This window comes from Roseovarius sp. THAF9, assembly GCF_009363715.1.
In the GTDB taxonomy this organism is placed as follows: Bacteria; Pseudomonadota; Alphaproteobacteria; order Rhodobacterales; family Rhodobacteraceae; genus Roseovarius.
Window position 1 is genome coordinate 2,447,256 of record NZ_CP045404.1, and the last position, 19,982, is coordinate 2,467,237.

At 66.8% G+C, this 19,982-nt stretch carries 20 protein-coding genes; 5 read left to right on the forward strand and 15 right to left on the reverse strand.

Annotation, left to right across the window (positions count from 1 at the left end):
• Positions 1 to 46: 46 nt before the first annotated feature.
• The 4 genes from hutU to hutI are packed head-to-tail and all read right to left on the reverse strand — an operon-like array spanning position 47 to position 5,179.
• Positions 47 to 1,720: a urocanate hydratase gene (hutU, locus tag FIU86_RS12165; protein WP_152475326.1), complete on the reverse strand. Its 1,674-nt coding sequence runs from the start codon at positions 1,718 to 1,720 to the stop codon at positions 47 to 49.
• Positions 1,717 to 2,505: an N-formylglutamate deformylase gene (gene hutG / locus FIU86_RS12170; RefSeq protein WP_152475327.1), complete on the reverse strand. Its 789-nt coding sequence runs from the start codon at positions 2,503 to 2,505 to the stop codon at positions 1,717 to 1,719. Before hutG ends, hutU begins: the two co-directional genes overlap by 4 nt.
• A complete protein-coding gene (gene hutH / locus FIU86_RS12175; protein ID WP_152475328.1) occupies positions 2,502 to 4,022 on the reverse strand; it encodes a histidine ammonia-lyase in 1,521 nt (506 codons plus the stop codon). The genes hutG and hutH overlap by 4 nt, the downstream gene beginning before the upstream one ends.
• Entirely contained in the window at positions 4,019 to 5,179 is a 1,161-nt protein-coding gene (gene hutI, locus FIU86_RS12180) for an imidazolonepropionase (protein WP_254704016.1), read from the reverse strand. Before hutI ends, hutH begins: the two co-directional genes overlap by 4 nt.
• A 114-nt stretch (positions 5,180 to 5,293) precedes the next feature.
• Between hutI and FIU86_RS12185 the strand changes: the two genes are divergently transcribed.
• Both FIU86_RS12185 and FIU86_RS12190 read left to right on the forward strand, forming a co-directional pair.
• Positions 5,294 to 6,658, forward strand: coding sequence for a formimidoylglutamate deiminase (locus tag FIU86_RS12185; RefSeq protein ID WP_152475330.1), 1,365 nt, complete (start codon positions 5,294 to 5,296; stop codon positions 6,656 to 6,658).
• Positions 6,655 to 7,356: a GntR family transcriptional regulator gene (locus FIU86_RS12190; RefSeq protein ID WP_152475331.1), complete on the forward strand. Its 702-nt coding sequence runs from the start codon at positions 6,655 to 6,657 to the stop codon at positions 7,354 to 7,356. The genes FIU86_RS12185 and FIU86_RS12190 overlap by 4 nt, the downstream gene beginning before the upstream one ends.
• A 6-nt stretch (positions 7,357 to 7,362) precedes the next feature.
• On the opposite strand, the gene FIU86_RS12195 is transcribed toward FIU86_RS12190, so the two are convergent.
• Positions 7,363 to 8,454, reverse strand: coding sequence for a zinc ABC transporter substrate-binding protein (locus tag FIU86_RS12195; protein ID WP_152475332.1), 1,092 nt, complete (start codon positions 8,452 to 8,454; stop codon positions 7,363 to 7,365).
• Between the two features lie 56 nt (positions 8,455 to 8,510).
• On the opposite strand from FIU86_RS12195, the gene FIU86_RS12200 reads away from it, so the two are divergent.
• From FIU86_RS12200 to FIU86_RS12210, 3 genes are read left to right on the forward strand one after another with little or no spacing between them, the layout of a single operon-like run.
• On the forward strand, positions 8,511 to 9,029 hold the full coding sequence (locus FIU86_RS12200; RefSeq protein ID WP_152475333.1) for a transcriptional repressor: 519 nt from the start codon (positions 8,511 to 8,513) through the stop codon (positions 9,027 to 9,029).
• Positions 9,026 to 9,790: an ATP-binding cassette domain-containing protein gene (locus tag FIU86_RS12205; protein WP_152475334.1), complete on the forward strand. Its 765-nt coding sequence runs from the start codon at positions 9,026 to 9,028 to the stop codon at positions 9,788 to 9,790. Before FIU86_RS12200 ends, FIU86_RS12205 begins: the two co-directional genes overlap by 4 nt.
• Entirely contained in the window at positions 9,790 to 10,578 is a 789-nt protein-coding gene (locus tag FIU86_RS12210; RefSeq protein ID WP_152477133.1) for a metal ABC transporter permease, read from the forward strand. Before FIU86_RS12205 ends, FIU86_RS12210 begins: the two co-directional genes overlap by 1 nt.
• A 10-nt stretch (positions 10,579 to 10,588) precedes the next feature.
• On the opposite strand, the gene FIU86_RS12215 is transcribed toward FIU86_RS12210, so the two are convergent.
• The 10 genes from FIU86_RS12215 to FIU86_RS12260 all read right to left on the reverse strand — a co-directional run bounded on the left by FIU86_RS12215 (position 10,589) and on the right by FIU86_RS12260 (position 19,915).
• The gene (locus tag FIU86_RS12215) at positions 10,589 to 11,554 is read right to left on the reverse strand and encodes a zinc-binding alcohol dehydrogenase (RefSeq protein WP_254703823.1); all 966 of its coding nucleotides are present in this window, start codon (positions 11,552 to 11,554) and stop codon (positions 10,589 to 10,591) included.
• A gap of 8 nt (positions 11,555 to 11,562) precedes the next feature.
• Positions 11,563 to 12,678 carry a GTP cyclohydrolase II gene (gene ribA, locus FIU86_RS12220; RefSeq protein WP_152475335.1) on the reverse strand — a complete coding sequence of 372 codons (1,116 nt, stop codon included), beginning with the start codon at positions 12,676 to 12,678 and terminating at the stop codon, positions 11,563 to 11,565.
• Between the two features lie 52 nt (positions 12,679 to 12,730).
• On the reverse strand, positions 12,731 to 13,555 hold the full coding sequence (locus tag FIU86_RS12225; RefSeq protein ID WP_152475336.1) for a RibD family protein: 825 nt from the start codon (positions 13,553 to 13,555) through the stop codon (positions 12,731 to 12,733).
• Positions 13,556 to 13,567: 12 nt separating this feature from the next.
• Positions 13,568 to 14,368 (reverse strand): class I SAM-dependent methyltransferase, encoded by an 801-nt coding sequence (locus FIU86_RS12230; protein ID WP_152475337.1) that lies wholly within the window; start codon positions 14,366 to 14,368, stop codon positions 13,568 to 13,570.
• Positions 14,352 to 14,717, reverse strand: a complete 366-nt coding sequence (locus FIU86_RS12235; RefSeq protein WP_368373129.1) for a 6-pyruvoyl tetrahydropterin synthase family protein — start codon at positions 14,715 to 14,717, stop codon at positions 14,352 to 14,354. Before FIU86_RS12235 ends, FIU86_RS12230 begins: the two co-directional genes overlap by 17 nt.
• A 93-nt stretch (positions 14,718 to 14,810) precedes the next feature.
• On the reverse strand, positions 14,811 to 15,863 hold the full coding sequence (locus FIU86_RS12240; RefSeq protein WP_152475339.1) for a glycosyltransferase family 4 protein: 1,053 nt from the start codon (positions 15,861 to 15,863) through the stop codon (positions 14,811 to 14,813).
• Positions 15,860 to 16,759 (reverse strand): lysylphosphatidylglycerol synthase transmembrane domain-containing protein, encoded by a 900-nt coding sequence (locus tag FIU86_RS12245; RefSeq protein WP_152475340.1) that lies wholly within the window; start codon positions 16,757 to 16,759, stop codon positions 15,860 to 15,862. Before FIU86_RS12245 ends, FIU86_RS12240 begins: the two co-directional genes overlap by 4 nt.
• The gene (locus FIU86_RS12250; protein ID WP_152475341.1) at positions 16,756 to 18,369 is read right to left on the reverse strand and encodes a sulfatase-like hydrolase/transferase; all 1,614 of its coding nucleotides are present in this window, start codon (positions 18,367 to 18,369) and stop codon (positions 16,756 to 16,758) included. The genes FIU86_RS12245 and FIU86_RS12250 overlap by 4 nt, the downstream gene beginning before the upstream one ends.
• Complete coding sequence (locus FIU86_RS12255; RefSeq protein ID WP_254703824.1) at positions 18,366 to 19,091, reverse strand: CDP-alcohol phosphatidyltransferase family protein; 726 nt, start codon at positions 19,089 to 19,091, stop codon at positions 18,366 to 18,368. Before FIU86_RS12255 ends, FIU86_RS12250 begins: the two co-directional genes overlap by 4 nt.
• A gap of 80 nt (positions 19,092 to 19,171) precedes the next feature.
• Positions 19,172 to 19,915 carry an endonuclease/exonuclease/phosphatase family protein gene (locus tag FIU86_RS12260; RefSeq protein ID WP_152475342.1) on the reverse strand — a complete coding sequence of 248 codons (744 nt, stop codon included), beginning with the start codon at positions 19,913 to 19,915 and terminating at the stop codon, positions 19,172 to 19,174.
• Positions 19,916 to 19,982 lie beyond the last annotated feature (67 nt).

Here is a 19,982-nt window from a genome sequence, read left to right on the forward strand (position 1 = left end):
ACACTTGGCAAGCTGCCTTCCTGACGCTGTCGGCCCTTTCCATGGCTCAGTTCCCCAGGATACCGGGCAAGCGCAGACCGTGGTCCTTGGCGCAGTCGATCGCGGTCTCATACCCCGCATCCGCATGGCGCCACACACCCGAGGCCGGGTCGTTCCACAGCACCCGCTCCAGCCTTTGCGCGGCCTCATCAGTGCCATCAGCCACGATTACGACACCCGCATGCTGGCTGAACCCCATGCCAACGCCACCACCGTGATGCAGGCTGACCCAGGTCGCGCCGCTCGCGGTATTCACCAGCGCGTTCAGCAAGGGCCAGTCGCTCACCGCGTCGGATCCGTCTTTCATCGCTTCCGTCTCGCGGTTCGGGCTGGCAACCGAGCCACTATCGAGATGGTCGCGCCCGATCACCACGGGCGCCTTCAACTCGCCACTGGCCACCATCTCGTTGAACTTCAGACCCGCGCGGTGCCGATCCCCCAGCCCGATCCAGCAGATCCGCGCCGGCAACCCCTGAAACGAGATCCGCTCACGCGCCATGTCGAGCCACGTGTGCAGCTTCTCGTTCTCGGGGAACAATTCCTTCATCGCCTGATCGGTCTTGTAGATATCCTCGGGATCGCCCGACAGCGCGCACCAGCGGAACGGTCCGATGCCTTTGCAGAACAAGGGCCGGATATAGGCCGGCACGAAACCGGGAAAGGCAAAGGCATTCTCCAGCCCCTCTTCCTGCGCCACCTGCCGGATGTTGTTTCCGTAATCCAGCGTCGGAACACCATCATTCCAGAAATCGACCATCGCCTTCACATGCACCTTCATCGACGCTCGCGATGCCTTTTCGACGGCCTTTGGATCGCTCTCGCGCTTGTCACGCCACTCGGCCATGCTCCAGCCCTGCGGCAGGTAGCCGTTCACCGGGTCATGCGCGCTGGTCTGATCGGTCACGATATCAGGCCGCACGCCCCGCTTGTGGATCTCGGGGAAAATATCCGCCGCATTGCCCAAAAGCGCCACCGACTTGGCCTCGCCGGCCTTGGTCCAGCGCGCGATCATCTCCAGCGCCTCGTCCAAGCTGTCGGTCTTTTCATCGACGTAACGCGTGCGCAGGCGGAAATCTATGCTGTCCGGGTTGCACTCCACCGCCAGACAGCACGCGCCTGCCATCACCGCGGCCAGGGGCTGTGCCCCACCCATGCCGCCCAGCCCCCCGGTCAGGATCCACTTGCCGGTCAGGTCGCCGTCATAATGCTGACGCCCGGCCTCGGCAAAGGTCTCATAGGTGCCCTGCACGATCCCTTGCGACCCGATATAAATCCACGACCCGGCCGTCATCTGGCCGTACATCATCAGGCCCTTTTTATCGAGCGCGTTGAAATGGTCCCAGTTGGCCCAATGCGGCACGATGTTGGAATTGGCGATCAGAACGCGCGGCGCATCCGCGTGGGTCTTGACGATGGCGATGGGCTTGCCGGACTGCACCACCAAGGTCTCGTCAGCTTCCAGATCCTTCAGCCCGGCAACGATCCGGTCGAAATCATCCCATGTCCGCGCGGCACGTCCGATGCCCCCATAGACCACCAACTCATGCGGGTTCTCGGCCACGTCGGGGTGCAGGTTGTTCATCAGCATCCGCATCGCCGCCTCGGTCTGCCAGCTTTTCGCGCTGATCTTGGCGCCGGTCGGCGGATAAATGTCGCGCAGATTATGGCGGGGATTGGTCATTCGGACCTCCAACGGATCAAGTCGTCTAGAATGGTTTTCAGGTGCGGACGCAAGCGGTCCGCACGGTCAGGCGCATAGTCCCATGGCGGGCATTCGAGCATGTAGGTGGACTGCGCCAGCTCCATCTGGATCGCGTGCAGGCCGTCGCTGGGCCGCCCGTAATGCCGCGTTGTCCAGCCGCCTTTGAAACGGCCATTGAGGATGGCGCTGTACCCCTCGGCTGCCTCGCAGGTGCCGTAAACGCTGTCCTGGATCGACGCCGCACAGGTCCGGCCCTCATCCGTGCCCACGTTGAAGTCCGGCAAAACACCCTCGAACAGGAACGGAATTTCCGAGCGGATCGAGTGGCAGTCGTAAAGCACCGCAAACCCGTGAATCCCGCGCACCCGCTCCAGCTCCGCCGCCAGCGCGGCGTGATAGGGCGCGTGATACGCCTCCCGCCGCCGCGCGATCTCGGCCTCGTCGGGTTCCGCCCCCTCGCGCCAGATGGGCTGTCCATCAAAGTCGGTCACCGGACACAGCGACGTGGTGTTCTGCCCGGGATAGAGACTCGCGCCCTCCGGGTCGCGGTTCACGTCGATGACATAGCGGTGGATGGTCGTGCGCACCGTGGTCACGTCGCCCACCAGCCCAGCATAAAGCCGATGAATATGCCAGTCCGTATCGGCCAGCCCGCGCCCGGTTTCATTCAGCCCTTCGGCGATATCATCTGGAACATCCGTTCCCGTATGGGGCAAGCCCAGAACCAGCGGGCTCTGCCCGCGCGTCACCTCGGCAAAACTCACAGCCCGACCTCCACGCCCGTCTCGCGTGCCAGCGCGTCGTCGCGTACCAGCGCCGCCGACCGCTCCATGTCGGGCGCCATCATCCGGTCTTCTTCTAGCCGCGGCACCTCCGCCCGGACCGTCGCAATCGCGCGCCGCAAGGCGTGCGACGTCACCAACGGCGTCCGCGCCTCGATCCCCTGTGCCGCACAGAGCGCCTCGACCCCAAGGATCATCGACAGGTTCGCGTTCATCCGGCGCAGCCGCCGCGCGCCATGGGCGGCCATGCTCACATGGTCCTCCTGATTGGCAGAGGTCGGCGTGCTGTCGGTCGAACACGGGTTCGCCAAATGCTTGTTCTCGCTCATCAGCGCCGCCGTCGTCACCTCTGCGATCATGAAGCCCGAATTCAGACCCGGCGCCGGCGTAAGGAAGGGCGGCAGATCATGGCTCAAGGCCGGGTCCACCATCAGCGCCACGCGCCGCTGCGCGATGGCCCCGATCTCCGACAATGCCAACGCGATCTGGTCGGCGGCAAAGGCTACGGGCTCGGCATGGAAATTCCCGCCCGAGACAATCCCGGCCTCGATCACCAGCGGATTGTCCGTGACGGCGTTGGCCTCGATCTCCAGCGTCTGCGCGGCAAAGCGCAACAGGTCCAGCGCCGCCCCCGCCACCTGCGGCTGACAGCGGATGCAATACGGATCCTGCACGCGGCTGTCGCCTTCCCGGTGGCTTTCGCGAATCTCGCTCCCCGCCATCAGGGCCGACATCGCCGTCGCCACGTCGATCTGCCCGGCATGGCCGCGCAGGGTGTGGATCTCGGGCTGCAATGGCTGGGTCGAGCCCATGATGGCATCCGTCGACAGCCCCGATGTCACGATTGAAGCGCGAAGCGCGCGCACACCGTCGAACAACGCCGCCAATGCACAGGCGGTCGAAAACTGCGTGCCGTTGATCAACGCCAGCCCTTCCTTGGCCCCCAGCACGACGGGCGTCAGCCCGGCCGTCTTCAGCGCCTCCCCCGCGGGCATCCGCACACCGTCCAGTAGTGCCTCGCCTTCGCCGATCATTGCAGCTGCCATATGCGCCAGCGGCGCAAGGTCGCCCGACGCGCCCACCGACCCCTGCGACGGGATCACCGGCACCACGCCTTTCGCCAGCATCCCCTCGATCAGCGCACAGATCTCCCACCGCACGCCCGAGGCGCCCCGCCCCAGTGACAGCAGCTTCAGCGCCATCATCAGGCGCGTGGTCTCGGACTCCAAGAGTTCGCCTACGCCGCAGCAATGGCTGAGGATCAGGTTGCGCTGCAACGTTTCCACATCCTCGGGCGGGATGCGCACCGAAGCCAGCTTGCCGAAACCGGTGTTCACCCCGTAAACCGGCACGTCGCCCCGCGCCGCCTCGGCGACCTTTTCCGCTGCCGTCTCGATCGCATCCCGCGCATCCGGTGCCAGCGTCGCCGCCACACCCTCGCGCCACACCCGCTCCAGCGTGTCTAGCCGGGTCTCCCCCGGCACCAGCGTCAGGGTCATGCGCGACCTCCGAATATCCGCTTGTGCAGCGAGTTCACCCCGATGCGATAGCTCAGCTCCGCGGGTTCCTCGACATCCCAGATGGCCAGATCCGCCCGCATCCCCGGCGCGATCTCGCCCCGGTCGTACAGTCCCAGCGCCTGCGCGGCATGGTGCGTCGTGCCCGCCAGCGCCTCGGCCGGGGTCAGACCGAACAGCGTGCACGCCATGTTCATCGCCAGCAGGACCGAGCCCATCGGCGACGATCCGGGGTTCCAGTCCGTCGCCACCGCCATCGGCACGCCATGCGTCCGGAACGCCGCGACCGGCGGCTTCTGCGTCTCGTGCAGCGTGTAAAACGCGCCCGGCAGCAGCACCGCCACGCTGCCCGCTTCGGCCAGCGCCTTGGCGTCGGCCTCGCCTGCATATTCCACGTGATCCGCCGACAGCGCGCCGCGCTCCGCCGCCAGCTTCGTCCCGCCGATATTGCTCAGCTGCTCGGCATGCAGCTTGACCGGCAGGCCCAGCGCCGCGGCCTTGTCGAACACCCGCGCGATCTGCGCGGTGTCAAAGGCGATTCCCTCGCAAAACCCGTCCACGGCATCGACCAGACCCTCGGCATGGGCCGCCTCCAGCGCGGGCAGGCAGACCTCGTCGATATAGCGGTCTGCATCCGCGCCCTTGGGCACCGCGTGCGCACCCAGGAACGAGGTCACCACCCGCACCGGACGAGCCTCGCCCACCGCGCGCGCCACGCGCAGCATTTTCAGTTCCGTTTCGATATCAAGACCATAACCCGATTTGATCTCGATCGTCGTGACCCCTTCCGAAATCAGCGCATCCGCGCGGCGCAGGGCCTGCGCCAGCAGCAGGCTTTCGTCCGCCTCCCGCGTCGCCTTCACGGTTGAAACGATCCCGCCACCGGCGCGCGCCACTTCTTCATAGCTCGCCCCTTCAAGGCGCATCTCGAACTCCCGAGCGCGGTTGCCGCCATGAACGATATGCGTGTGACAGTCGATCAGACCGGGCGTCAAAAGCCGTCCTCCGGCGTCGATCACCTGCGCGTCTTGCGGCACCTCGCCAACCTCGGCCATCGGCCCGACCCAGTCGATCCGCTCGCCCTGCACCCGCAGCGCCGCTTCACGACGCAGGCCATATCCGTCCTCCAAGGCATCCATGCAGGCGATGGTCGCGTTGGTGATCGTCAGATGATCGGGCATTCGTACCTTCCTTGCAATATGGCCGACATAACGTTAATATGTAGCTACATATTTTGTCAATGGAGATCGCCCGTGCAGGAAATCCAGTCTCGCCAGACCCTTACTCCGGATGGCTGGGTCAGCGACCTTTGTCTTACCATTGACCAAGGGCGCATCACGCGAATCTCCCGCACCCCTTCGCCCGACGCACGGTCCGTCGATCTGCTGCTGCCTGCCCCGGTCAACCTGCACAGCCACGCCTTTCAACGCGCCATGGCCGGACTGACCGAATCCCGCGGCCCCGACCCGCGCGACAGTTTCTGGACGTGGCGCAAGCTGATGTACCGCTTCCTCGACCGCCTTACCCCGGACCACGTGCAGGCCATAGCAGAGCTTGTCTTCATGGAAATGCTCGAGGCCGGCTACGGCGCGGTGGCCGAATTCCACTACCTGCACCACGACATCGGCGGCAAACCCTATGCCGACCTGTCCGAAATGGCGGGGCGTATCACGCAGGCGGCGCAGTATACCGGCATCGGCCTCACGCTTCTGCCCGTGCACTACATGCAAGGCGGTTGCGACGGGCGCGCGCTGCAAGGCGGACAGCGCCGCTTCGGCAACGATCCCGACCTTTTTGCCCGTCTGCACGCTGACAGCGCCACGCTGGTGGCCAACGGACCGGACGATTTCGCCATCGGCGTCGCGCCCCATTCGATACGCGCCGTCCCGCCCGAGGCGTTGGCCCAGGCGCAGTCCATCTGCCCCGACGGACCGATCCACATGCACCTTGCCGAACAGGTCGCCGAGGTCGAGGAGGTCGAAGCCCATCACGGTGCGCGCCCGGTCGAGTGGCTGCTCGACACAGCCCCGGTCGACAACAAATGGTGCCTGATCCACTGCACCCAGATGACCGACGCCGAAACCCGCGCGCTTGCGCAAACCGGCGCGGTGGCCGGGCTCTGCCCCATCACCGAATCCAGCCTTGGCGACGGTATCTTCAACGGCACCGCATTTCGCGACGCTGGCGGCAGGTTCGGCGTGGGGTCGGATTCCAACATCCATATCGCCCTGTGGGAGGAACTGGCCACGCTCGACTATTCCCAACGCTTGCGCGACCGCAGCCGCGCGGCGATGGCCACGGCGGACCACTCCACCGGCCGCGTGCTTTTCGACGCAGCCACCCGCGCCGGGGCACAGGCAGCCGGTCGCGCGTCGGGCCAGGTCGCCGAGGGCCAGTTGGCCGATCTCATCGCAGTCTCCACCGACAACGAATTCCTCTGCAACCGCACCGGCGACGCGGTCCTCGACAGCCTGATCTTTTCCGGTCGCGGGCGCGCCTGCGTCACCGATGTCTGGAGCGCGGGGCGTCACATGGTCAAGGACGGCCGCCACGTCGACCGCGACCGCATCACGCGGGCCTTCATCGACGTCGTCACCACGCTGGGACAGGACATATGACCTCCGACTCGCGCCTGTCGTGGAGGGATGTCCGCGACCGGATCCACGAACAGATCCTCACCGGCCGCTACGGCCCCGGAGACCGCCTGCCCCGCGACGCCGACATCGCCGCAGACCTCAGTTGCGCCCGCTCCACGGTCCAGCGGGCCATGCAGGATCTTTCAGACAGCGGCCTCGTGGAGCGCCGCCGCAAGGGCGGTACGCGGGTCAGGGCCGAACCCGTCACCCGCGCCACGCTCGACATTCCCATCACACGGCGCGAGGTGGAACAAAGCGGCGCGCGCTACGGCTATCAACTGATCCGCCGCCGCACAGCGCCGGCCCCACGCGGCGTTCTCGCCGCCTTCGGGCTCAGCACGTCCCGCCCGATGCTCCGCGTCGAGGCGCTGCACCTTTCAGACGGACGCCCCTATATTTTCGAAGATCGCTGGATCTGCCCCGAAACCTCGCCCGAGGTGCGCGAGCTCGATTTCACCGGGCAAAGCGCCAATGAATGGCTGGTTCTGAACAAACCCTACACCCGGCTGGACCTGCGTTTCTACGCCATCTCGGCCAATCCCCGTTTGGCTGACCTGCTGGACACCGAGCCGGGTGCCGCCCTTCTGGTGATCGAACGCACCACCTGGATCGACGAGGCCCCGATCACCACGGTCAAGGCGATCACTACCCCCGGCTACCAGCTTCTGACAGGCACCTAACCCGGTCTACAGGCACTCCGCCAGGGCCGTCGCAAGGTTGCGCAAGAGTTTAGGATAAAGCCCGGCGCCGGTCTCCAGATCCGACCCCATCGGGTCCATCACGCCGGTATTGACTTCGGCCCCGTCCGTGACGGCGGCCACGATGCCCGGGTCGAACTGCGGCTCCGACATCACGCAAGTTACGCCGGCGTCGCTGACCCGCTCCTGGATTTCCGCAACCCGTGCCGGGCTGGGATCGGACGCGTCGGACACCGAGATTGCCCCCGACGCCGGAAAGTCGAACGCCGACTCGAAATACTGGTAGGCATCGTGGAAGACGATAAAGTTGCCGTCCCGCGCCGGCTCCAGAATACCGTCGATCTCGGTCCTGAGGCTGGCGATCTCCTCACGTCCCGCCGCAGCATTGGCAAAGTAGGCGCCGGCATTGTCCGGATCGGCCGCCGACAGCGCCGCAGCGATCGCGTTCAGCCACGTTGCCGCGTTGTCGGGCGACAGCCATGCGTGCGGATCGTGATGCCCATGATCGTGGCCGTGCCCGGCGTGATCCTCTTCGTGCGCGTCGTGATCTTCATGATCCTCATGGTCATGCTCATCGTGGTCGTGGTCCGCATGGTCCTCGTGATCATGATTGGCGTCGTCGTCATGTTTGTGTTCCGCGTGATCGTGGTCGTCATGGTCGTCATCATGAGCTTGATAATCATGACGGTCGCCCCCGTGCCCGCCGTGATCATGCGTCTCGAACAGCGCATTTTCCCGGATCGGCAATTCGATCGTGCCATCAACCTCCATCAGGCTCACAGTCTCTGCATCGCCCGCCAGCGTGTCCAAAGACTCCGCCAACCACGGCGTCAAGTCCGGACCGATCCAGAACACCACGTCCGCGTCCTGCATCGCCGCCGCTTCCGAGGGGCGCAGGCTGTACTCATGCGGGCTGGCGCCCGGCGCCATGATCAGCGCGGGCGCGCCCACCCCGTCCATCACCCGCGCCACCAGCGAATGCACCGGCGCGATGTCCACCGCCACCTGCGGCGTGTCGGCAAAGGCCGGTCCGGCCAGAATGGTTGACGCGAAAAAACACGAAAGAAGGTTTCTGGACATGGATGACCTCTTGTGATTATATAACATTCCACAGCGGATACACGAACTGTTATAATATGACAAGCACCTCCCGGCCAGAAGATGACCACCCGACCGATCCGGTCGGCTTCGAGTCGCATGACCACGCCAGCTGCATCGCCGCCGCCATTGCCGAGGCCGAGGCGCATTGCGCCCGCGAAGGCCTGCGTTTTACGCCCGTCCGGCGCAAGGCATTGGAAATCCTGCTGCGCGAGCATCGCGCCCTGGGCGCCTACGAGATGCTCGACGCCCTGCGCGAGGCCGGATTCGGCTCGCAGCCGCCCGTTGCCTACCGCGCGCTGGAGTTCCTCGTCGGCAACGGCTTTGCCCACAAGATCGAGCGTCTGAACGCCTTCATCGCCTGCGCCCATCCCGGCGCACACCACTCGCCGGCCTTCATGATCTGCCGCGCCTGCGACTCGGTCGCCGAGGCTCAGGCCACCCCCGCCCGCGGCGCCCTTGGCGCGGCCGCCCGTGCCGCCGGTTTCCGGATCGAACGTACCGTCGTCGAGGCCGAAGGCCTTTGCCCCACCTGCTCGGAGAAGGCCGAGACATGAGCCTCGTCTCGGTCCAGAATATCAGCGTCGGCTATGGCGCCACCCGGGTTTTGCGCGACGTGACCCTGGCGATCGAGCCGGGCGAGATCGTCACCATCGTCGGCCCCAACGGATCGGGCAAGACGACCCTGTTGCGCGCACTTATCGGCGCGGTCACGCCAAGCGTGGGCCGGATTGATCGTGACACCGAGCTGCGCATCGGCTACGTGCCGCAAAAGCTGCATATCGACCCGACCCTGCCGATGACCGTGTCGCGCTTTCTGCGCCTGCCGGGCGGCGCGACCCCGGCCCAGATCGCCGCCGCCCTCGACCGCGCCGGCGTACCCGACCTGTCGGACCGACAGATGTCGGGCCTCTCGGGCGGGCAGATGCAGCGCATCCTGCTGGCCCGTGCCCTGATCGGCCAACCCAACCTGCTCCTGCTCGATGAGGCGACGCAAGGCCTCGACCAGCCCGGCTCGGCCGCCTTCTACCGCCAGATCGAAGAGGTCCGCGCCGCGACCGGCTGCGCCGTCGTCATGATCAGTCACGAATTGCATGTGGTGATGAGCGCGTCCGACCGGGTGATCTGCCTCAACGGCCATGTCTGCTGCGAAGGCACGCCCGAGATCGTCTCGGCGGCCCCCGAATACCAGGCGCTGTTCGGCACCGGCACAGGCGGGGCGCTGGCGCTCTACCGGCACGACCACGACCACAGCCACGACGCGACCTGCGGGCACGACCATTCCCACGACGACACCACGACGAAGGCCGCCGAATGATGCTGGACGATTTCATGACCCGCGCCACGCTGGCTGGCATCGGCGTGGCCTGCGCCGCCGCCCCTTTGGGCAGCTACGTCGTCTGGCGGCGCATGGCCTATTTCGGTGACGCCACCGCCCATGCCGCGATCCTTGGCGTGGCGCTGTCGCTGGCCTTGCAGATCTCGATCTTCGCCGGCGCGGTGGCCGTGGCGCTGGCCATGGCCCTGACAGTGACCCTGCTGACCGGGCGCGGCTATGCGATGGACACGCTTCTGGGCGTGCTGGCACATTCCGCGCTGGCCTTCGGGTTGGTGGCGGTGTCGTTCCTCTCGGGCATCCGGATCGACCTGATGGCCTATCTCTTCGGGGATATCCTCGCGGTCTCACGCGGCGATCTGGCGGTGATCTGGGGCGGCGCGGCGCTGGTCATTGGCCTGATCTGCTGGCGCTGGTCCGCGCTCTTGACCTCGACCCTCAGCCAGGACCTGGCCCATGCCAGCGGCATCGACCCGCGCCGCGAACAGCTGATCCTCACGCTGGCCCTCGCCATCACAGTGGCGGTCGCCATCAAGGTGGTTGGCGTCCTGCTCATCGCGGCGATGCTGATCATTCCGGCCGCCGCCGCCCGCCCCTTGTCGCGCACGCCTGAGCAGATGGCCCTCTTCGCCGCGGCCCTCGGTGCGGTTTCGGCCGTGGCGGGGCTGCAATCGGCCTACGTGCTGGATACGCCCGCCGGCCCGTCCATCGTCTGCGTTGCGGCAATCCTTTTCGCGGTCACCAGCCCCTTTCGCGGCCTGCGCGCCTGATCCGCGCGTCTCACGCCCGCACCGGCCCGTACCGAACCCGGTGACACAGGGTCTCCGCATCCTCCAGGATCGCGCCATACTCCGCCGCAAGCCCTTCGAACGGTGTCTCGCCCGAAATCAGCACGTCCAGCGCGGGATCGGCCAGCAAATCCAGCGCCTTCTCCAGTCGCCGACGATAACTCCACCGCGCCCGCCGCGCGGGCGGCACCTGTCCCACCTGGCTGCCGACGATCCGCAGGCGGCGCTGGTGAAATGCCCCGCCCAACGGCACCTCCGGACGATGCGTCCCGAACCAGCTGGCCTCGACGATCGTCGCCTCCATCCCCGCCAGCCCGATCGCGGTCGCCAGACCGTCCGAACTGGCCGAGGCGTGGATCGCCACGTCACACTCGCCCGCCGCTTGCCCCGGCGCCGCAAACGCACAGCCTAGACCCTCGGCCAGCGCCGCCTTTTGCTCATCGACATCCACAAGGCACACCTCCGTGCCCGGCATCCGCGCGCACAGGTATCCGGCCAACGCCCCGACGACACCAGCGCCAACCACCGTTACCCTGTCCCCGGCGGAAACTTCGGCATCCCAGACGATATTCAGGGCGGTTTCCATGTTGGCGGCAAGGATCGCGCGCTCGGGCGGCACTGCCGTGGGCACTGGCACGGCGGCCTCTTCCCGCACGGCAAAACGGTCCTGGTGCGGATGCAAGGCAAAGACGACCTGCCCTTTGCCTGCACCTTCCGATACATGGCCAACAGCCGCGTATCCGTACTTCACCGGAAAGCTGAACTCCCCCTCCTGAAACGGCGCCTTCATCGTCTGGTGCTCGCTCTCCGGCACGCCGCCACTCCAGACCAGCCGTTCCGTACCCCGACTGATCCCCGAATAGAGCGTCTCGACCTCGACCATGCCCGGCCCGGCGTCAATCGCCGTCTCGCGCATCTCGACCGCACCCGGGCCGGTGATCCACAGGGCCTGTGCCACGTCTTCCTTCACAACGCGTGCCCGGATTTCAGCGCCTTCACCGCCAGGTAGCCGCTGTTGTGAATGTTCTTGCCCACCCGCAGAGGCAATTGCTCGACCACCTCGATGCCCTGCGCCCGGAACGTGTGCACCTTGGCGGGGTTGTTTGTCAGCAGCCGCACCGCCCCGAAGCCCAAACTGCGCAGCATCACCGCCGCCACGCGGAAGTCCCGCTCGTCATCCTCGAACCCCAGCGCATGGTTGGCATCCACCGTATCCAGCCCCCGCGCCTGCAGGTCATAGACCCGCATCTTGTTGGCCAGCCCGATCCCGCGCCCTTCCTGGTTGAGATACAGCAACAGGCCCGCGCCCTCCTCGCCCATACGCAGCATCGCCGCGCGAAGCTGCGGACCGCAATCGCATTTCAGACTGCCCAGCACGTCCCCGGTGAAGCACGCTGAATGCAGCCGCGCCAGCACCGGGCGCGCGGGATCCGGCGTGCCGATCTCGAAGGCATAATGCTCGGTCCGGCCATCCGGGTCGCGAAATACGTGCAGCTTTCCCGCATCATGCGCCTCCACCGGCAGGCCCGCCACCGCCACCGACGACAGCGCGGGCGTCTGCGCGAAGTGCTCCAGCGCGTCGGAGTGCTCCACCGCCGCCATGCTCAGCCCGTCGGGCAACGTCGCGTTCCCGGCCAGGCTGAAGATCAGCGCGGCAGGCAGCAATTCGGACGACTTCACCAGGCTCAGCGCCAGCCCGTGCAGCCGCACCTCCCGGTCCCGGATCCGGTGAAGCGGCGCCACCGGTCCCGGGGCGTCCTGCCCGGCATCGGCCAGCCGCAGGAACCAGTCCATGTCGGCATGTTTCGGCGGACAGATCCGCACCGGCAGATCAGAAATGTCCGCGCTTTGCACCGGCGCCATCGCGGCACGCGCCCGGTTGCTGGTCAGAACCAGCTCCGGCACGCCGAAAAGCTCCCGCAACCCGTCCAGCCGCGCCTGGCTCAACGTCTCGACCGCCACCACCACGGCGCGGTCCGGTCCATCCGTCAGAAGGCATGGCAGACCCAGCCGCAGGTCGGACTGCACCCGGCTAAGACGTTCGGCGGTGCTGGGAAGAAGGCTTTCGGCAACTCGGGACATTGGGGCTCTTTCGCATGAACGGACGGGATATCTGGCATTGGGTGGGCTTCTCTCAGTGCCGCAGTGCGGGGCGTTCCCGCACACGATGCGGCCACAGCATCTGCGCCGGCGGATCCGGCACCAGCGCACAATCGAACAGCACGTCCGACCCCAGGCCGTAGACCTCGGTCTTGGGGCGCAACGCTTCGGCCAGGCACGGCACGGGCGAAGTTTTCAGCCCCGTCGGCCCGGCGCCTATGAGCAGCGGCGCGACGGCCACATGCAATCGCGTCAGCAACCCCGCCTCCAGGAACTGCGCGATGGTGATCCCGCCGCCTTCGATCAGCACATGGTTCAGGCCCACCCCCCGCAGCGCGGCCAGTATCTGCGTCGGCGAAATCCATTCGCCGCGCGGCAGGCGGATAACCTCCACGTCGTCGGGCCGCACCTTGTCCACCGCCTGAATCACGATCCGCCGGGCGCTTGCGTCGCGAAGCAGGCCGGCGTCGTTGGGCAGGCGGCCATTGGGGTCGATCACCACCCGCGCCGGGTTGCGCCCCTTGGCCAGCCGCACCGTCAGACGCGGATTGTCATGCAGCGCCGTCTTCACGCCGATCACCACCGCGTCCGCCAGCGCCCGCAGCCGGTGCAGGTGCGCCAGCCCGTCCTTGCCAGAGATATCCTGCGCATCGCCCGACTCGGTGGCGACGCGCCCGTCGAGCGACTGCCCGATCTGGGCGATCACGCTTTGCCCCGACACCGTGCGCGTCATGCCGCCATAGAGCGTCAGCGCCGCGCGTTCGCCGGAACTCCAGTCGCCGCAGCACAGGCACGCCTCGTCGTTGCGCGCGGCCAGGATACGGGCCCAGACCCTGGGGGTGACATCAATCGCTTCCATGCTCATCTCCGATCATCCTGCTGTGGCCTCGTGTCCCGCGGGTACCGCCAGAAGGTCCGTGTGCCCGACCCGCAGCGCGGAATGCCCTGCTGCCTTGCGCCGGACGCCGGCCCAGCTTGCTGCCTGCACCTCTCCGGCCTCTTCGGCCGCCCGGGCGACGCCGGCCACGAATTCGTCCTGCAAGGCGGCATCGTCCGGCCCCAGCACCCAGTCGCTGCCGGCCAGTGTCACCGCGAACCCGTGCGCCTCGAACCCGTTCGCTGTCAGCTGCGCCGCATCCGGACCCATCGCGGCCTGACCGCCCTTGTCGCCCCGCTGGTGGCGGTTGAACGCATCCGACACATCCGCATCCGCCGCGACCGGCGGCTCCCACCGCATCCGTCCATCAAAGCTCAGCGCGGCGTAGAACGGGACACCCGCCTGCCCCAGCCGGGCCGCCAGCGCATCGACCCAGGCCGTACTCATCAGGTCCAGAAGGGCCGACGCCGTCACCAGCCCCACATGCTCCAGTGGCAAGGCCTCCACGTCGGTCACGCTGCCCATCACGCACTCGGCCATCGGATGGCGCGCCTTGGCCAGCTGCAAATGCGCCTCGTCCGTATCGAGGAAACACCATTGCACCCTGTCATGCCCTGCCCGGGCGAAGGCCCGCGCGGTCGATCCGGTGCCGCTGCCAAGGTCCAGAACCCGCATCCCCGGCGGCACGCATTGCGCCGCCCGCACCAATAGAGCGGCATCCCGCGCGGCGTGATCCGCCGCCTCGCGCAGGCTCAGCCAGTCGGCCTGGAACTGGGTGTCAGATATCTGATTCATACCACCCACGTGCCACATGGCTTTCATGAAGCTGGACGCGGATGCGCTTCACGCGCCCGCCATCACCCAGTCCTTCGGTTTTTGTCCGGTCCCGCAGCTGCGTCCAGATGTGGTGGCACAGGAACTCGGTCGTGGTGATCTTGCCCTTGAATTGGGGATTGTCATCCAGATTGCCGTATTTCAGCGGCTCCAAAGTGGCGCTCAAGGCCTCGGTCGCCAGCCCGATATCCACGACCAGACCGTTTTCGTCCAGATCGTCGGTGTAAAAGGCGGCATCGACGACAAAGGTCGCACCGTGCAGGCCCTGCGCCGGTCCGAAGATAGGCGATGGCAGGGAATGTGCGATCATGATGTGATCACGAACTTCAACAGCGAACATAACACTTCCATTTCTTGGGGTGATGCGGGGCAAACCCCGCGTTTATCCGATGGGTCAACCGGCTCATGAGGTGATCCGTTCCAGAACGTCGGCGAAAATGCGGGCGGTGTGATCCCAGCCGGTCAGCGACTGCACCCGCTCCCGAGCGGCGGCGGCATACCGCTCCGCCGTGCCCGGCTCCGTCAGCATGCTCTCGATTGCCCCGGCCAGCGCGTCGGGATCATCCGGCGCTACCAGCAGCGCGGCTTCTCCGACCGTCTCGGGCACCGCACCCACCCGGCACGACACCACGGGCAACCCGTTCAGCATCGCCTCGCTCAGGACCATGCCATAGCCTTCGTACCGCGTGGCCAGCGCAAACAGGCTGGCGCGGGCATAGGCGTCCTGCAAGGCCGCCGCGCCGATCTCTCCGGCAAAACGCACGCGGTCCTGCAACCCCAGCTTGGCGGCCTGCGCCTTCAGCGCCTGCGCGGTGGGCGCGTCATGCGCCTTGCCCACGATCTCGGCCTGCCAGTCCAGCGCGGTCAACCGTCCCAGCGCCTCCAGCAGCACGTCATGCCCCTTGCGCCGCGCTAACAGGCCCACCGAAAGGATCAACGGCGGCTGCGCCTTCTTTGTGGCGGGCCGCGTCACGCTCCCGGCCCGTTCGAAGCCCGGATGCGCGACCGTGACCTTGTCACGCGCAACGCCAAGATCCCGCACAACGGTCGACGCGATATGCTCACTCGGCACGATGACATGCGCCACCCGGCGCAAAACTTCGGCCTCGTTGCGCAAAAGCGTCCGCGCCTGCCCGGTCTCCAGCCCGCTTTCCAAACCCAGCGGATGGTGCACCATGCCCACCACGGGTGCTTCGATCCGGTCCATCCGTGCGGGGTCCATCGCCCCCAGCGCCAGCCCATCCACGATGATCGGCCGCCCGCGCGGCACATCCGCCAGCGCATCGAACGTGGCCTGCATGTCCGCGTCCGACGGCACGGGGAAACTGCCCGGCAGTTTCAAATGCGCCGTCTCGTGCCCCAGCGCATTCAGCCGCTCCAGCACCGTCGCGTCATAGACATACCCGCCTGTGCGCTGGTCCTTGTCTCCGGGAATGGCAAACACCGCGCGGCTCATGATGGGCCCGCTCCTTCCGGCGTCGCGCGCACGGCCCCCGGCACCCACAGGAACGCAAGGCCCGGCAATGCGGACACCAGCATTATCGCGCCATAGCAGATCCCCATCGCCACGCCCGCATTAGCGTCCAGCCCGATTACCGGAAACAGCGCCGCCGCGGCCCCCTCGCGCCAGCCCCAGCCCGCGACCGACAGCGGCACCAACATCGCGCAGAACACCAGCGGCAGCACCGTCAGCAGGCCTGCCGGCGGAATGACCGACCCGGTCGCCCGCGCCGCCGCATAAAGCCCGCCGATCAGCAACAACGCCCCCAAAAGCGCGTGAATCAAGATTGGCCCGTGCCCGATCAGCCGCCACACCAGCCCCGGAAAGGACCGCGTCGCCTCGAACCGGCGCGTCACCCACACGACCACCGCACCCAGAACCGGCAGGGCCGCCAGCAGCGCCCACACCCCGCCGGGCCAGGCGATCCCGCCGGGCACCAGCACCGCCCCGATCAACCCCAGCGCCAGCAGCGCGAACATCGCCACCTGCCCCATCAGCCGCTCTGCCGCCACCGATTGCCCGGCCCGTGCAAGATCGGCCTGCCGCCGCACGCGCACCGCGCGGCCCACATCGCCCAGAACGCCACCCGGCAGGACCGAATTGATCAGCTGCGCCAGGTAATATTCCCGCACCGCCACGCCGAACCCGATCCTTATGTCCAGCGCCTGCGCCGTCAATTGCCACCGCCGCGCCATCGACAGCGTGGCCACCGTCAGCGCCACAAGGCTCACCGCCAGCCACACCCAGTCGGCCCGCGCCAGCCGGGCGCCCACCTCCGCGGTGTCGGTCCACCACAGCATCGCCGCCAGCAGCGCCGCCGAGGCCAGAAGCTTGATCGCCCACACCTTCATGGCGCGACCTCCGCCACCTGCTCGACCGACGAAAACGCGCGGACGAAAGCGTTGCGGAACCCGTCCATGCGCTGCGGCTCCAAGTCGCCTGCAGGGATCATGCCCTCGCTCCAACCCCAGCCGTCGATCAACGACAGCACGCCGGGCGGCGCGATCATGTGCACCGGCACATCGCGATTGTCGCTGCCCGCTATGAGACCCGCCGCCTGGTGGTCTCCCGCCACGATTACCAGCGGCGCGTCCTCGCCCAACCGTGCCACGTGGGAAAACACCGCGTTCAGGGAATAGTCCACCGATCGGCGATAGGCGTCGCGCACCGCATCCCGGTCCTTCCACAGATCGCGCGGCGTCGGGCCACGTGCTGCCATTTCGTTGAATTCCGTCCCGTCCCCGATCTCATCCCAGGGCAGCATCTCCGGCACCGGCGTCCACGGCGCGTGCGACGAGATCAACGCGACCTGGATGAAATCCGGGCGTGGACCGTCGGGCAAAAGGGCAGCATAGGTGGCCAACGTGAACTGATCCGGCATCGTGACCCAGTTGAACGCCTCGCCCTCGTAGGGAATGTCCTTGGCCTCGAACACATGCTCGAACCCCATCGCCGCGCTTTCCGGCCAGGCCATCGTGATCGCCGGCATCACGGCCGCCGTGCGATAGCCCGCCTCGGCGGCCAGGTGAAACAGCCATTTCTGCCCGCTTGCGATCATCGCCCTGTAGCGCGCATTGTCCGCGGTCCAAAGCCCGCTGCCCAGCGCCCCATGCGCCAGCCAGCTTTGCCCGCCCGCCGTGGGCGATGTCAGCCAACCGCTTTTCATCTCAAGCCCCGCCCGGGCAATCTGCCGTTCGGCGCGGCGCAGAGTTTCCAGATGCGTTGGCGCATATTCCGGGTTGTCGATGCTGGCGCGGCCATAGCTTTCGATCCAGATGAGCAGGATGTCGCGCCCCTTCAGCCGGTCGAACGCGCCGGCGATATCGCGCATCGGATCGACCTGCGCCGCATGCCGGAACCTTTCTAGGTCCGCAACCGTCTCGCGGGCGTCGCTTATCCGGGCCACGGCCACGCGGGTGGTCCGGGCCGATCCCGGCGGGTTTTTCTCGAACGTCCAATAGCCCAGGTGGTGCCCGGTGTCCGCCACCGCCCAGCCGCCCGTGGCCAATGCCGCCACCAGCGCCACGACCCGCGCCGGTCCGGGCAGCGCCGCGCGCTCCCACGCCTTCAGCCCGCCGCGCAACAGCATGTAGAGCAACCCCGTCGCCACGATACAGCCCGCCACCACGAAGAACGCACTCGTCGCGCCCACACTGTCACTCAGCAACCCGATCCCGGCCTCAATCAAGAACAGGTCCGACACAGGGTTGAAAGCGCGATTGTAGGCCGCGAAACTCGCCAAATCCGCCAGCTTCAGCAGTGTGACCGCCACCAGAATCAACGCCAGAACCGACGCCACGCCGCGGGTCCGCCCCAGCGCCAGCATCGCGAACAGCAGCACCGACAGCTCGATCGGCCAATAGACCAACCCGTTGTAATTCATCTGCCCCGGATGGTTAGGTAGCGCCAGCACGACAAGCATCACGCCAGCTGAGGCGAACAGGATCACGGTACGGATCATCTGACGTGCCGCGCCAACCATGCCGTGTCGATGCCAAAAGACAGCACCAGCAGCGCCGACGCCAATCCCGCAACCCACGGCACAAGGACCGTCGGAAAGAGCGGGCAGGCCAGTGCGATCAGCGTGCCGATCTGCACGACGCAAATGGTCTTGCGGCGCATCGAGTCGGGCAGCTCCCGGCGCAGCGCGGGCCAGACCAACCCGGCAAGCACGAACGCATAGCGCATGAAGCCCAGCACAAGGATCTCTGCACCTGTCTTGCCCGACAGCAGCAGCCACATCGCCAGCACCGCGCCCAACGCGGCGTCCACTTCCATGTCGAACCGCGCCCCGAACTCGGATTTCAGCTGCGACCGCCGGGCCAGCCAGCCGTCGACCCCGTCCAGCGACAGGATCGTCAACCCGACCCAGAACACCAGCCACGGCGACACGGCGCCGGCATCGAACAACGCCCCGACCAGCAACGACAGCAGCGCGGCACGCCCCAGCGTGACAGTGTTGCACAGGCCGAATTCCGCGTGCGGATAGCTCCGCCAAACCCCCAGCGCCACCAGCGCCACGCACGGCCCAAAGACCACAACCGCCCAACCCGGCGACGGCAGCACCGCTGCGCCGAACCCAGCCAGCGCAAGCGCCAGCGCCGTCGCGATCACGGTGACCTCCACCATCGGCGGCCGCGCCGTCAGCGTCGCGTTTTGCTTGTATGGGGATATGTCGACCATGTATTTTCCTTGTACGTCTTAAGGCTAAATAGAACGCACGGAACCGGCGACCAGATCACAAATCGTTCAACCCCGCAGGCTTAGCCCTGCCGAAGCAGACGCACGTCGCCGCGCACCGGCAGGTGATCCGACGCCGCGCGTACCGGGCCCGTGCCAACCACCTCGACATTCGACAGCGCCCCCGCCCTGTCCGTCAGTATCCGGTCCAGCGGCAGCAACGGCCGGGTCGAGGGAAAGCTGCGCCGCGCCGGACCATGAAACCGACGCCCCAGCAGCCGCGCATTGAACATCAGCCCGCCCCAGGGCCGCCATTCGTTAAAATCCCCCAGCAAAATCGTCTGCATCTCGGGCCTGCGGCGCAGATATTGCCCGATGATGCGCATCTGCACCACCCGCAAAGGCTGCGACAGCGACAGGTGCATCGACATGATCCGCACCGGTACGCCGTCCACCCGCGCCTCCACCACCACCGCGCCGCGATGACAATGCCCCGGCAGGTCGATGACGTCGCGAAACCCCACCTCCATACAGGGATTCAGGAACAGGATCGTGCCCAGAAACCCGTCGCTCTGCGCGCCCCAGCGCAGTTCGGCCCGCTCATGCTGCCAGATCAGACCGGTATCGGCTGAAATCCCCGACACGTCCAGGATACGCCCGTGCGGGCGGCACTCCTCGTCCGCCTCCTGCAACGCAAGCACATCAAGCCCCCCGGGCGCCAGCGCCGACGCGATCGCCGCTCGCACCCGGCCCGGATCGACACGCCCATCGGTGCCCTTCGCGCGGTGCACATTCCAGCTGGCACACCGCAGGCGCGGGCCGGTCATCGGTATTTCCATCTTGCTGGGCTCACCTGTTGCGTTACCTTTTCCCGACAGCCTTTCATATTCTTTC

Excerpts from the sequence above, each read along its gene's own strand:
- FIU86_RS12255 (WP_254703824.1), bottom strand. The coding sequence starts at position 19,091 with ATGGTCGACATATCCCCATACAAGCAAAACGCGACGCTGACGGCGCGG.
- hutU (WP_152475326.1), bottom strand. The coding sequence starts at position 1,720 with ATGACCAATCCCCGCCATAATCTGCGCGACATTTATCCGCCGACCGGC.
- FIU86_RS12195 (WP_152475332.1), bottom strand. The coding sequence starts at position 8,454 with ATGTCCAGAAACCTTCTTTCGTGTTTTTTCGCGTCAACCATTCTGGCC.
- FIU86_RS12225 (WP_152475336.1), bottom strand. The coding sequence starts at position 13,555 with ATGGAAGCGATTGATGTCACCCCCAGGGTCTGGGCCCGTATCCTGGCC.
- FIU86_RS12200 (WP_152475333.1), top strand. The coding sequence starts at position 8,511 with ATGACAAGCACCTCCCGGCCAGAAGATGACCACCCGACCGATCCGGTC.
- FIU86_RS12245 (WP_152475340.1), bottom strand. The coding sequence starts at position 16,759 with ATGAAGGTGTGGGCGATCAAGCTTCTGGCCTCGGCGGCGCTGCTGGCG.
- FIU86_RS12240 (WP_152475339.1), bottom strand. The coding sequence starts at position 15,863 with ATGAGCCGCGCGGTGTTTGCCATTCCCGGAGACAAGGACCAGCGCACA.
- hutH (WP_152475328.1), bottom strand. The coding sequence starts at position 4,022 with ATGACCCTGACGCTGGTGCCGGGGGAGACCCGGCTAGACACGCTGGAG.
- FIU86_RS12190 (WP_152475331.1), top strand. The coding sequence starts at position 6,655 with ATGACCTCCGACTCGCGCCTGTCGTGGAGGGATGTCCGCGACCGGATC.
- FIU86_RS12210 (WP_152477133.1), top strand. The coding sequence starts at position 9,790 with ATGCTGGACGATTTCATGACCCGCGCCACGCTGGCTGGCATCGGCGTG.
- ribA (WP_152475335.1), bottom strand. The coding sequence starts at position 12,678 with ATGTCCCGAGTTGCCGAAAGCCTTCTTCCCAGCACCGCCGAACGTCTT.
- FIU86_RS12205 (WP_152475334.1), top strand. The coding sequence starts at position 9,026 with ATGAGCCTCGTCTCGGTCCAGAATATCAGCGTCGGCTATGGCGCCACC.
- FIU86_RS12235 (WP_368373129.1), bottom strand. The coding sequence starts at position 14,717 with ATGATCGCACATTCCCTGCCATCGCCTATCTTCGGACCGGCGCAGGGC.
- FIU86_RS12250 (WP_152475341.1), bottom strand. The coding sequence starts at position 18,369 with ATGATCCGTACCGTGATCCTGTTCGCCTCAGCTGGCGTGATGCTTGTC.
- FIU86_RS12260 (WP_152475342.1), bottom strand. The coding sequence starts at position 19,915 with ATGACCGGCCCGCGCCTGCGGTGTGCCAGCTGGAATGTGCACCGCGCG.
- hutI (WP_254704016.1), bottom strand. The coding sequence starts at position 5,179 with ATGGATGCCTTGGAGGACGGATATGGCCTGCGTCGTGAAGCGGCGCTG.
- FIU86_RS12230 (WP_152475337.1), bottom strand. The coding sequence starts at position 14,368 with ATGAATCAGATATCTGACACCCAGTTCCAGGCCGACTGGCTGAGCCTG.